General features: G+C 73.8%; 10 protein-coding genes. 3 read left to right on the top strand and 7 right to left on the bottom strand.

Going from position 1 to position 11,667, the window contains the following annotated elements; genetic code table 11:
- The first annotated feature begins 98 nt into the window (after positions 1-98).
- Entirely contained in the window at positions 99-866 is a 768-nt protein-coding gene (locus tag ACQVFL_RS27700) for an enoyl-CoA hydratase/isomerase family protein (protein WP_431729903.1), read from the top strand.
- 9 nt (positions 867-875) lie between these two features.
- Here the strand turns inward: ACQVFL_RS27700 and ACQVFL_RS27695 are convergent, their stop codons facing one another.
- Together ACQVFL_RS27695 and ACQVFL_RS27690 are read right to left on the bottom strand one after the other, a co-directional pair.
- Positions 876-2,402, bottom strand: a complete 1,527-nt coding sequence (locus ACQVFL_RS27695; RefSeq protein WP_431727907.1) for a hydroxysqualene dehydroxylase — start codon at positions 2,400-2,402, stop codon at positions 876-878.
- A gap of 125 nt (positions 2,403-2,527) precedes the next feature.
- On the bottom strand, positions 2,528-2,992 hold the full coding sequence (locus tag ACQVFL_RS27690) for an MSMEG_6728 family protein (RefSeq protein ID WP_396690947.1): 465 nt from the start codon (positions 2,990-2,992) through the stop codon (positions 2,528-2,530).
- A 92-nt stretch (positions 2,993-3,084) separates the two neighbouring features.
- Here ACQVFL_RS27690 and ACQVFL_RS27685 point away from each other — a divergent pair, with 92 nt between their 5' ends.
- Positions 3,085-4,881 carry a potassium channel family protein gene (locus ACQVFL_RS27685; RefSeq protein WP_396689897.1) on the top strand — a complete coding sequence of 599 codons (1,797 nt, stop codon included), beginning with the start codon at positions 3,085-3,087 and terminating at the stop codon, positions 4,879-4,881.
- A gap of 104 nt (positions 4,882-4,985) precedes the next feature.
- Here the strand turns inward: ACQVFL_RS27685 and ACQVFL_RS27680 are convergent, their stop codons facing one another.
- The gene (locus ACQVFL_RS27680) at positions 4,986-6,218 is read right to left on the bottom strand and encodes an APC family permease (protein ID WP_396689899.1); all 1,233 of its coding nucleotides are present in this window, start codon (positions 6,216-6,218) and stop codon (positions 4,986-4,988) included.
- A 9-nt stretch (positions 6,219-6,227) separates the two neighbouring features.
- On the bottom strand, positions 6,228-6,959 hold the full coding sequence (locus tag ACQVFL_RS27675; protein WP_431729902.1) for a phosphatase PAP2 family protein: 732 nt from the start codon (positions 6,957-6,959) through the stop codon (positions 6,228-6,230).
- A 135-nt stretch (positions 6,960-7,094) separates the two neighbouring features.
- Here ACQVFL_RS27675 and ACQVFL_RS27670 point away from each other — a divergent pair, with 135 nt between their 5' ends.
- Positions 7,095-8,306, top strand: coding sequence for a DUF4032 domain-containing protein (locus tag ACQVFL_RS27670; RefSeq protein ID WP_396689901.1), 1,212 nt, complete (start codon positions 7,095-7,097; stop codon positions 8,304-8,306).
- Between the two features lie 9 nt (positions 8,307-8,315).
- On the opposite strand, the gene nagA is transcribed toward ACQVFL_RS27670, so the two are convergent.
- The 3 genes from nagA to ACQVFL_RS27655 are packed head-to-tail and all read right to left on the bottom strand — an operon-like array spanning position 8,316 to position 11,412.
- Positions 8,316-9,425 carry an N-acetylglucosamine-6-phosphate deacetylase gene (nagA, locus tag ACQVFL_RS27665; protein WP_396689902.1) on the bottom strand — a complete coding sequence of 370 codons (1,110 nt, stop codon included), beginning with the start codon at positions 9,423-9,425 and terminating at the stop codon, positions 8,316-8,318.
- On the bottom strand, positions 9,425-10,486 hold the full coding sequence (locus tag ACQVFL_RS27660; protein ID WP_431727906.1) for an ROK family protein: 1,062 nt from the start codon (positions 10,484-10,486) through the stop codon (positions 9,425-9,427). The genes nagA and ACQVFL_RS27660 overlap by 1 nt, the downstream gene beginning before the upstream one ends.
- Positions 10,483-11,412 carry an SIS domain-containing protein gene (locus ACQVFL_RS27655; RefSeq protein ID WP_431727905.1) on the bottom strand — a complete coding sequence of 310 codons (930 nt, stop codon included), beginning with the start codon at positions 11,410-11,412 and terminating at the stop codon, positions 10,483-10,485. Before ACQVFL_RS27655 ends, ACQVFL_RS27660 begins: the two co-directional genes overlap by 4 nt.
- Positions 11,413-11,667 lie beyond the last annotated feature (255 nt).

Here is an 11,667-nt window from a genome sequence, read left to right as displayed (position 1 = left end):
CGGGCAGCTACCAGGCGTACAGCTCGGGTCACCGGACGGGCGGCGGGCGCGGCCACGGTGCGGGTTACCCTCAGGCCGTCGGCAGGAGGGGGTCGGTGATGGCAGACGCGGAACTCGTCGTCGAGGTGACCGGCGCGGTGGCCACGGTGGTGATCCGCAACCCGGGCCGCCGCAACGCGATGACCACGGCGATGTGGCGGCAGCTCCCGGTGCTGCTCGACGGCCTGGAGGCCGATCCGGCGGTACGCGTGCTGGTGCTCACCGGCGCCGACGGCACCTTCTGCGCCGGTGCCGACCTCGGTGATCTCGACGAGGTGCTGAACCCGGGCGACGGCAACGTGGTGGACGTGGCGGAGCGACGGCTGGCCGACTTCGCCAAGCCGACCGTCGCCGCCGTGCGGGGTGCCTGCGTCGGCGGTGGTTGCCTGCTGGCCGTCGCCTGTGACCTGCGGCTGGCCGCCGACGACGCGCGGTTCGGCGTACCACCGGCGCGGCTCGGCCTGGTCTACCCGGCGCCGGCCACCCGGCGGCTGACCCGGCTGGTCGGCCCGTCGGCGGCCAAGCACCTGCTCTTCACCGGCGAACTGGTCGACGCCGACCGGGCGTTGCGCACCGGCCTGGTGGACGAGCTGCTTCCCGGCGCAGACCTGGCCGTCCGGGTCGCCGGTCTCAGCGCGACGATCGCCGAACGCTCGCAGCTCAGCGTCGCCGCCGCCAAGGAGATCGTGGACGGTCGGGCCGACGTCGCCCGCATCGCCTGGTGGCACGGGCAGGCGCGGGACAGCGGCGAGGCCCGGGAGGGCGTCGCCGCCTTCCACGAACGCCGACCGGCCCGCTTCGGCTGGACCCCGCCCACGGCCGGCTGACCGGGCCGGTCAGGGCCGGGCGAGCAGGCCCCGGGGGCGTACCGAGTGGATCGGCTCGGCCGCGCCGCCCTCGGCCCGCAGGATGTGGTTCGCGGCCAGGATGCCGGTTGCCGCGGACCGCTCCATCAGCGCGCTGGGGAAGTCGGTGCGGATGCCGTCGCCAGCCAGGTACAGCCCGGCGGCCTCGGTGCGGACGCCGGGCCGTCCGGGCTGGCTGCCGGGGGTGAAGGCGGGTGCCTTGGCCTCCACCCGGGCGCGCCGCTCGCGGATCCGCAACCGGTGCGTCTCCGGCCAGAGCGCGCCCAGCTCGGCCCACATCCGGTCGGCCAGATCGTCGGCGGACACGTCCGGATCGCAGGCGTACGCGTGCAGCTCGACCACCGAGCCGCCGTTCTGCGCCGCCCAGCGTCGCGGCTCCTCCTCCAGCCGGTGGTACAGGGTCACCGAATCCAGGGTGGACTGCCGGGACACCCCGTTGAAGGTCGCCCGACCCGGGTCCACGTCCCCGTCGCACCAGTGCCTCGCCACCGCGTACGGCGGACCGGGCCGACCGTACGCGGGCATCGCCGCCGCCAGGGCCGGTGCCGCCTCGGCCAGGGCCGGGGAGGCGGCGACCAGGTCGGCCAGGGCCGGCGGGTCGAGGGCGAGCACCACGTGCCGGGCCGGGTACGAGCCGTCGTCGGTGCGTATCCGCCAGCCGGTGCCCTCGCGGTCCACCGTGGTCGCCGCGACGCCGGTCTGCACCCGTCCGCCGTGGCGCTCCAGGTGACGGGTCAGCGGCTGCCAGATCGCGGTCGCGTAGTCCTCGTCCGGGCAGTCGAAGGCCAGCCCCTCGGGGTTGCCGAGCAGATAGAAGTGGAACTGGGCGATCATCTCGGCGGCCGACATCTGCCCCTCGTGGTTGAAGAACGAGTGCGAGAAGACCTCGAAGAGCATGGCCCGGGCACGGTCCGGCAGCCGCAGCGAGGTGAGCAACTCGTCGGCGGTGCGGTGGTCGAACTCGGCGTACGTGCGCTCCGGGTGGTAGGTCAGCAGCGGCAGGGCGGCGTCGCGGTCCATCGTGCGCAGGTCACGCAGCCGCAGGCTGGGGCTGCGGGCCAACAGGGTGAGCAGGTTGGCCGGCGGCGCGGGTGGCAACCGTCCGAACTCCTCGGTCGGCCACTGCGCGCTGAGCACCGGGTAGCCGGGCACGGGTCGCAGGAAGCGGAGCGTCGGATCGACGCGGCGCAGGATGTTGCGCCAGTTGTAGTACTGCCGGAAGAAGGCGTGGAAGCCGTGCTCGTCGACCTGCCCGGTGCCGTCGGTCAGCGTGTCGGGCCAGGCGCCGAGCCGTCCGCCGAGAGTCGGCGCGGCCTCCAGCACCGTCACCTCGACCCCGCGTTCGGCGAGCACCACCGCCGCCGACATTCCGGCGATGCCGCCGCCCACCACCACCGCGTGCACCGGACGCGGCACGCGGGTCGCGCCACCGCCGCCCGGGTCCACCTGGTGCGGCCGTACGCCGATGAGCCGACCGAACGCCTGTGACAGCTTCACACCGCACCTCCAGATGACCTCTCAGTCTGCCCGAGCGCACGGCATCGCCGTGGGTATGGGTGTAAGGAAGGGACCCTTGTAATACACGAGGCGTTAGCAGGGGGCCCTTCCTTTTACCGGTCCTTTCACCGGTCGGAGGTCGGCCAGACGTACTCGACGTCGGTGGGGGTGTCGTCGCCGAAGATCGGGCGGTAGTGCTCGGGATCCTTGCGCAGCAGCGACGAACGGTGGCTCAGGTGCAGGTCGGCGCGGCCCAGCCAGGGCGGCAGCTCACCGGCCTCGGCCAGTTCCGGTTGGGTACGGACCCGCTCGATGCCCCGGGCGGCGGCGAGGTCGGCGGTCAACGTGGTGGCGCAGGTGTCGGCCCGTCCGGTCGCACACCAGACCGCGCAGACGTCAAGCCCGTAGCGGGTGAGGGCCTCCTCGTAACCGGTCCACATCTTGACGGCGGGATGGTGACGCCAGCCGTACCCGGGGCGGGTCAGACCGCGCAGCACCTGGATCGCCTCCACCCGCTGCTTGCCCAGCCGCCGTTGATCCAGCGCACGGGCACTGGCCAGGAAGTCCGGGTACGGCAGGAAGGTCTGCATGGGGCTGCCGTACCCGTCCTCGACCCGGACATGCCGGGAGAGGACTTTCATGATCGTCGCGGGGCTGCGCGGAATGCGATCGGCTGTTTACGATGCGAAGCATGGCGGAGCCGCTGCTCGATCGCGCTCGGCGGGCAGGCCGCCGGTTGCGGGTCAACGGGGAGCCGCGGGCGCACTACGTGGTCTGCGGCCAGGACCCACTCGCGTACTGGGTGGTGCGGGCGATGCTGGCCAGCGAGACGCAGGCCGGGCGGCTGCGGATCACCCTCATCGTGCCCGAGCGGCAGCGGTCACCCGGCCCGGACGGGCGTGACCTGCCCGGCATCGAGGTGATCCCGGCCGACCGCCTGGACGAGGCCACGTTCCGCCGGGCCGGGCTGGCCGGGGCGGCCGGGCTGGCCCTGCTGCACCAGGACGACGTGGGCAACATGCAGGCCGCCCTCTGCGCACAGGAGGTCGAGCCCCGGCTGCGGCTGGTCGTCCGGATGTTCAACACCGGCCTGGCCAACGGCGTACGACAGATCTTCCCCGACTCGTCGGTGCTCTCCGACGCCTCGATGGCCGCCCCGGCCTTCGTGGCCGCCGCGCTCGGCGAGGTCGCGCCGACGCACTTCCGGCACGGCGGGCGCACGCTGTACGTCGCCCGCCGCGACGACGTACGCCCGAGCGAGATCGTCTGCGGGGTGGCCGACACCCGTGACGCCCAGCAGGACCTGGTGCTTCCGGCCGACGACGAGGACGCCGACGTGGTGCTCGCGGAGGCCGTGGGCCGCCCGGCCGGCACCGAGCTGGCCGCCCGCCGGCTGGTCCGGGCGCGGCGTCGGCGACGCCCGGTGGCGATGTTCCTCGGGGCCGTGCGGGGCTTCGCCACCCGCAAGATCGGCATCGCGGTGATCGTGCTGCTCGCCGTGATCGCCGCGCTCGGCGGGCTCTACGGGTACGCCGCACACGTCCCGTGGGCCGACGCGCTCTACCTGACCATGGTCACCACACTCACCGGGCAGGACCCGGACACCGACAAGGGCGGTGCCGAGCAGGTCATGCAGGTGGTGCTCAACCTCGCCGGGCTGGCGTTGATCCCGCTGATCACGGCGGTGGTCGTCGACGGCGTGGTCCGGGCGCGGCTGGCCCTGCACGCCGGGCGGAACTTCATCGAGCGTTCCGGGCACGTCGTGGTGGTCGGGCTGGGCAACATCGGCACCCGGGTGATGGCCCAGCTCAACGACTTCGGCGTCGAGGTGGTCGCGATCGACAGCAACGCCGACGCCCGGGGTGCCGGGTTGGCCCGGCGGCTGGGCGTACCACTCGTGGTGGGCGACGCGGCGCAGGAGGAGACGCTGCGCGCCGCCTCGGTCGCCACCTGCCAGGCGCTGGTGGTGGTCTCCACCGACGACGGCGCCAACCTGCGGGCGGCACTGAACGGCCGCACCATCAACGACCGGCTCCGGGTGGTGCTGCGACTCTTCGACGGCGACTTCGCCGAACGGGTCCAGCGGGCCTTCGGCATCGGCACCTCACGCAGCGTCTCCTACCTGGCCGCGCCCTCGTTCGCGGCGGCCCTGCTGGACCGCGCGGTGATCGCCACCATCCCGGTCGGCCGGCACGCGTTGCTGGTCACCGAGGTCGCGGTGGCGGCCGGCTCGACGCTGGACGGCCGGACGCTCGCCAGCGTCGGCCGACCGGGCAGCGTCCGGTTGCTCGCGCACGCGAAGGTCGGGCAGCGACTCGACTGGTCGCCGGACCGGCGGATGGTGGTCTCGGCCGGGGACCGGCTGACCGTGATGGCCCGCCGCGCCGGGCTGAACTCCCTGCTCCGCGAGGTCGCACCGCCCGAGCCGGAGCCACCGGCACCGACCGGCCCGCCGGTGCCGCGCGCGACCGACGAGTAACGGTCCACGGACTCTTCGCCGACTCGTCGACGACGAACGGCGCACGGTCTGGTTCACGTCGGTCGGCACCGGCCATCCACGCGAGACGGCGTGACCGGGCCGGGTCAGGCGTGACCGGGGCGCAGGGCGTACCAGGCGGCGCCGAGGGCCAGCCCGCCGAGGCCGGCCAGCACGCTGGTCAGGGGCAGGTTGACCGCGAGCACGACGCAGCCGACCAACCCCACCACGGCGAGTGCCCGCACCGGCAGTCTCCGTGCCGGGTCCGGTCCGAGGGTCAGCGCCGCCGCGTTGGTGATCGCGTAGTAGACCAGCACGGTGACGCTGGAGAAGCCGATCGCGGCCCGGACGTCGCCGAGCGCCACCACCAGGATCACCACGGAGGCGACGGCCAGTTCGGCGCGGTGCGGCACCCGGTGTACGGGGTGCACGGCGGCCAGGGCGGCGGGCAGGTCGTGACGGCGGGCCATCGCCAGCGTGGTGCGGCCCACCCCGGCCAGCAGCGACAGCAGCACCCCGGTCACCGCGACGGTCGCCCCGGCGCGGACCACCCAGGCCAGGCCGGGCTGCCCGGCGGCGCTGACCACGTCGGCCAGCGGCGCGGTGGATCCGGCGAGTCGGTCCGGCCCGAGCACCCCGAGCGTGATCACGGCCAGCACCAGGTAGACCACCAGCACCAGGCCGAGCGCCAGCGGTACCGCCCGTGGAATGGTCCGCTCCGGCTCGCGTACCTCCTCGCCGAGGGTGGCGATCCGGGCGTACCCGGCAAAGGCGAAGAAGAGCAGCCCGGCGGCGGTGAGCACACCCCGCGCGGAGCCGCCGGACTGGTCGATCCGGGCGATCTGGACGCCGGTCGCGCCGGCCACCGCGACCAGGGCCAGCACCGCCAGCACGACCAGCACCAGGACCCGGGTGGCGCCGGCGGTCTTGGTGACCCCGCGCAGGTTCACGCCGGTGACCGCCACGACGGCGGCGACGGCCACGAGCCGGGCCTGCCCGGGCCAGAGGTACGCCCCGACGGTCAGCGCCATCGCCGCGCAACTGGCCGTCTTGCCGACCACGAACCCCCAGCCGGCGACGAATCCGGCGAACGGACCGAGTCGTTCCCGCCCGTAGACGTAGGTGCCGCCGGATTCCGGATAGCGGGCCGCCAGCCGGGCCGAACTGGTCGCGTTGCAGAACGCCACGGCTCCGGCCAGCGCCAGCGCGACCAGCAGCCCGGTGCCGCCGGCTGCCGCAGCGGCCGGGGCGAAGACCACGAAGACGCCCGCGCCGAGCATCGACCCCAGACCGATGACGACCGCGTCCGGTACGCCCAACCGCCGTGCCAACCGTTCCACGGCGGCAGCCTAGGGGCGTTCGGTGAACGGAGCGCTCCAATCGCGTAGCCGACCGGGGAGCGGCAGCCCGTCCCAGGGCACCCGGTGCAGCAGCCGGTCCAGCAGCAGGCCCAGCAGCAGGGCGGCCAGCCCGTCGGTGAGCCAGTGGAAGTTCAGATACGTGGTGGTGACCAGCAGGATCGCCGGGGGCGCGTACCGGACCAGCCGGTAGAGGCCGGTCGGGAGCCGGCCGGCGGCCAGCGAGAGCAGCAGGACGGCGATCACGCCGTACCAGACGATGGCGTTGGCGACGTGGCCCGACGGGTACGACAGCGAGTAGGCGTCCGGTGGCAGCTCGTGGAAGATCCGTACCGCCTCCTCCGGTGCCAGGTACGACTCCTTGACCGAGGCGGTCGGCGCGGCCCGGTCGGTCCAGAGCTTGAGCGGGCCGATCGTCAGCATGGTGCCCACGAAGGCGGCCCCCACCAGCAGGAACGGCCGGATCGTACGGCGTCGCCAGGCCACCGCCACGGCCAGTCCGCCGGAGAGCGGCAGCAGCAGCCCGCCGCCCTGACCGAGCAGGTTGAACGCCCGAGCGGTCCAGTACAGCGGGGTCGGTGCGTGTGTGAAGGCCCACTCGCTCACCGCGAGGTCGAGACCGTAGAACCGGCCGGTGGCGAGCACTGCGGTCAGCGCCGCGAACCCGGCGACCAGCAGGGCGTCGAACCACCAGCCGGCCGGGCGTACCGGCGCCGGGCGCAGCCTCCGGGGTGTCGTTTCCCGCACCCCGCCACGCTACCGGCCCACCCGGACGGACGGACCGCGCCTCCGCCTCGGCACTGTGGGGCCGACCACGCGGGGAAGCGTTCCGGGCGGAAAGCCGTCAGACTTGAGGCCGTGCGGATCACTTCGGCCCTCGTAGACCCGGCGTTGCTCGACCTGCCCTGGTCGACACCGCTGGAGGAGTGGCCGGCCGAGCACCTGGTCGCGCTTCCGCAGGGCATCTCCCGGCACGTGGTGCGCTTCGTCCGCCTCGGCGGTTTCGTCTACGCGGTCAAGGAGACCGGCGAGCGGGTGGCCGAGCGGGAGTACGACCTGCTGCGCGCGCTGGAACGGATCGACTTCCCGTCGGTGCAGGCGGTGGCGATCGTCGCCGACCGGCAGTCCGACGCCGGTGAGCCGCTCGACCCGGTGCTGATCACCCGGCACCTCCAGTTCTCCCTGCCGTATCGGGCGTTGTTCTCGCACACGCTGCGGCCGGAGACGATGGGCCGACTACTGGACGCGCTCGCCGCGTTGCTGGTCCGGATGCACCTGACCGGCTTCTTCTGGGGCGACTGCTCGCTGTCGAACACGTTGTTCCGCCGGGACGCCGGCGCGTTCGCCGCGTACCTTGTCGACGCCGAGACCGGGGCGCTGCGCAGCGCACTCAGCAACGGTCAGCGTGGTGAGGACCTGGAGATCGCCCGGGTCAACATCTTCGGCGAGGCGCTCGACCTCGCCGCCGCCGGTCTGCTGCACGACTCGATCGACCCGGAGGTGGTCTGCGAGGAGGTCGTGCAGCGGTACGAGCGGCTCTGGCACGAGATCACCTACGAGCAGCAGGTGGAGCGGGACGCCCGACACGACGTCGAGGGTCGGATCCGGCGACTCAACGAGCTGGGCTTCGACGTGGCCGAGGTGGCCATGTCGACGATCGACAACGGGCGGTACCTGATCCGGCCGAAGGTGGTCGACGCCGGCTACCACCACCGGCGGCTGCTCCGGCTCACCGGCCTGGACGCCGAGGAGAACCAGGCCCGCCGGCTGCTCAACGACCTCGACGCGTACCGGGCGGAGAGCGACCTGATCGACGAGCAGCAGGCGGCGCACCGCTGGCTGACCGAGGTGTTCGAGCCGGTGGTCCGCGCCGTGCCCGCGCACCTGCGGCGCAAGCTGGAGCCGCAGGAGCTGTTCGCGCAGATCATCGAGCACAAGTGGCTGCTCTCCGAGGAGGCCGGCCGGGACGTCGGCATGCGGCACGCGGTGCACTCGTTCCTCGGCGACGTGCTGGTGCACCGCCCCGACGAGCAGGCGGTGCTCGGCGTGGAGATCCCGGCGCCCCGCTGACCGACCGGGTCACTCGACCCAGTCGCCGCCGCGCATCACCCGGACGACCCGCAGGTCGTCGTCGAGCACCACCAGGTCGGCGCGCAAACCGACCTGGAGGGCGCCGACCTGGTCGGCGAGGCCGATCGCGAGAGCCGGCGTGGTGGACACCATGCGGACCGCGTCGGCTACCGGGACTCCGGCAGCCACCGCGTTGCGCAGTGCCGCGTCCATGGTCAGGGTGCTGCCGGCGATCGCGCCGTCGCGGGCCAGCCGGGCCTCGCCGCCGGTCACGGTCACCGCCTGCCCGCCCAGCTCGTACTCGCCGTCGGGCATCCCGGCGGCGGCCATCGCGTCGGTGATCAGCGCACAGCGTTCCGGGCCGGCCGTGCCGGTGGCGAACGTCAACGTGCCCTCGTGCAGGTGCACCCCGTCGGCGACCAGCTCGCACACCACGTTCGGGGCGGTCAGCAACGCCACCACCGGCCCCGGCTCGCGGTGGTGCACCGGACGCATCCCGTTGAACAGGTGGGTGCCGACGTTCGCCCCGGCCGCCACCGCCGCCACGGTCTGCTCGTACGTGGCGTCGGTGTGCCCGACCGCGGCGACCACGCCGTGCCGGGTGAGCAGCTCGATGGCCTCCAGCGCTCCCGGGCGTTCCGGGGCGAGGGTGACCATCCGGACCGCCCCGTCGCCGATCTTGATCAACTCGTCCAGTTCGTCGGTGGACGGGTCACGGAGGAACTCCGGGTTCTGCGCGCCGCACCGGGCGGCGGAGAGGTACGGCCCCTCGAAGTGGACACCGGCCAGCACCCCGTCGCCCACCAACGGCGCGAACGCGGTGGTGGCCGAGCGCATCAGCTCGAACGGCGCGCTGACCAGGCTGGCGAGCAGGCTGGTGGTGCCGTGCCGCAGGTGGAACGCGGCGGCGGCCCGGGCCTGGTCGGCGTCGCCGGTGGTGAAGGTGTGCCCGCCGCCGCCGTGGGTGTGCATGTCGACGAAGCCGGGCACCACCCAGTGACCGTCCCGGACCGACGGGTACTCGGCGACAGCGCTGATCCGGTCACCCCTGACCTCGACGCAACCCTGCCGGATCACCCCGCCCGGGGTCACCACCCTGCCGTTAACCCGTTCGGTCATCACGTCTCCAACTGGTCGAGGGCGAGCAGGGCGGCACCGAGGCAGCCCGCCTCGTCGCCGAGGGCGGCCGGGACCAGCCGTGGCTCCCGGTGGAACGTCAGCCGGTCCCGCAGCGCCGTACGCAGCGGATCGAACAGCCCGGCACCGGCCTGGGCGAGCCCACCGCCCAGGACGATCGTCTCCACGTCGAAGAGGGCCTGGCCGGTGGCCAGCCCGTCGGCCAGCGCCACGACGGCGTCCCGCCAGACCCGGCCGGCGAGCTTCTCGCCGGCCGCCGCGCGGGCGGCCACCTCGGCGGCGCTGACCATCGTCGGCGGCGTACCGGGACCGGTGGCGGACCCGCCGTCCGACCCGGCGCGCCCGGTGGTGGCGGCGCTCGACCCGGCGTGTCCGGCGGCGGACCCGTCGGTCGCCGGCGTGGCGGCGGACCCGGCCGTGCCCGGTGCGGCGGTGAGTGCGGCGTAACGGCGGGCCACGGCCGAGGCGGAGGCGATCGACTCCAGGCAGCCGGCCCGGCCGCAGCCGCAGGGCGGGCCGTCCGGGCGGACCAGGATGTGGCCGAGCTCCCCGGCCGCGCCGTGCGCGCCGGTGGCGGCCGACCCGGCGACCACGTGCGCGGCGGCGATGCCGGTGCCGATGGCCACGAACAGCACGTGCCCCGCGTCGCGACCGGCGCCGAGGCGGGCCTCGGCGAGCCCGCCGGCCCGCACGTCGTGCCCCAGCGCCGTGGGTAGGCCGAGCCGTGCCGTGGCCAGCTCCCGCAGGGGTACGTCCCGGAAGCCCACGTTCGCCGACCAGACCGCGACCCCTCGGGCCTCGTCGACGACGCCCGGGACCACGATGCCGAGTGCGGCCGGGGCGAGGCCGTCGGCGCGGGCCTTGTCGGCCAGCCCCTCGGCCACGGCGAGGATCGTGTCGACCACCGCCTCGGCACCCCGGTCCGCCTCGGTGGGGTGCCGTTCGGCGTGCACCACGGCACCGTCGGGCCGGATCAGCGCGCACTTCATCCCGGTGCCGCCGACGTCCAACGCGACGACGACCCGCTCGTGGTCAGCGGTCACGTGAGTACCACGGACCTGCTCAGGTGCCGGGGTGCGTCGGGGTCGAGCCCGCGACTGGTGGCCAGGGCGACGGCGAAGCGTTGGGCCAGGATCAGGTCGGCCATCGGGTCGACCGGCGTACGTCCGGCGGCCCAGCGGCCCAGCACGGTCCGGACGCCGTGGGTGCGGCTGTGCGCGAACGCCGCACCGGTGGCGGCGACGTCCTCGGGCAGCCCGTCGGGCAGCTCGCCGAAGGCCCAGACCAGCCGGCCGGGTGCGGCCACCGAGATCGGACCGTGCCGGTAGTCCATCGCCGGGTACGCCTCGGCCCAGAAGGTGGCCGCCTCGCGGCACTTGAGCGCCGCCTCCTGGGCCAGTCCGATGGTCCAGCCCCGGCCGAGGAAGGTGACCTGCTCGATCAGGCTCGGGTCGATCGGCAGCGGGGCGCGGACCGCGACCTCCGCGTCGGCGACCAGCGCGGTGATGTTGTCGCCCAGGTGGGCGCGGAGCAGCGCCAGCGCGGTGGTGGGGAAGCGGGTCTGGATGACCGAGCGTTCGTCGGCGAAGGGCATTGTGACGCTGGCGTCGGCGATCTCGACCGCCGGGGAGGCGGGGTCGCCGACCAGCACGGTGGTCGGGACCCGTCCGCGTACCGTGGTGAGCAGGTCGAGCACCTCGGTCGTGGTGCCGGAGCGGGTGATCGCCAGCAGCCGGTCGTACCGCCGGTCGGTGGGGAACTCGCTGGCCTGGAAGGCGTCGGTCTCGCCGTGCCCGGCGGCCTCGCGGCGGGCCGCGTACGCGGAGGCCATGAACCACGAGGTGCCGCAGCCGACGACGGCGACCCGTTCACCGGTGCGGGGTAGCCGGTCGACCACCGAGGGAGCCAGGTCGGCCGCCTGGCGCCAGCAGTCCGGCTGACTCGTGATCTCCGCGGAAACGTAGGTCATGAGAACTCCTCGCAGGCCGGCTCGCTGCCCGGGGGCAGCGTGTCGCGTCGTGCAGTGCGTCGCGCGGTGCACCTTTGCAGCGCAACGGCGGTCCGGTGCGCAGTGCAACGTGTTGCGCGATGCAGCTCACTGCGCAATACGGCTCGTTAACCGCATCTTTCGAGCGCCATTCTGCTCGAAACGCGGTGGTAATGGCAACCGCAGGGGTGAACGCGCAGTCGGAGGTTTTGCCTCATCGTAGTTTCGCGCACTACT

The sequence above is a fragment of the Verrucosispora sp. TAA-831 genome, from assembly GCF_050780145.1.
In the GTDB taxonomy this organism is placed as follows: Bacteria; Actinomycetota; Actinomycetes; order Mycobacteriales; family Micromonosporaceae; genus Micromonospora.
This window is presented reverse-complemented; position numbering and strand designations above follow the sequence as displayed.

What these genes read in the sequence shown, in the direction of transcription:
- ACQVFL_RS27700 (WP_431729903.1), top strand. Translation starts at nt 99, where the DNA reads ATGGCAGACGCGGAACTCGTCGTCGAGGTGACCGGCGCGGTGGCCACG.
- ACQVFL_RS27690 (WP_396690947.1), bottom strand. Translation starts at nt 2,992, where the DNA reads ATGCAGACCTTCCTGCCGTACCCGGACTTCCTGGCCAGTGCCCGTGCG.
- ACQVFL_RS27685 (WP_396689897.1), top strand. Translation starts at nt 3,085, where the DNA reads ATGCGAAGCATGGCGGAGCCGCTGCTCGATCGCGCTCGGCGGGCAGGC.
- nagA (WP_396689902.1), bottom strand. Translation starts at nt 9,425, where the DNA reads ATGACCGAACGGGTTAACGGCAGGGTGGTGACCCCGGGCGGGGTGATC.
- ACQVFL_RS27655 (WP_431727905.1), bottom strand. Translation starts at nt 11,412, where the DNA reads ATGACCTACGTTTCCGCGGAGATCACGAGTCAGCCGGACTGCTGGCGC.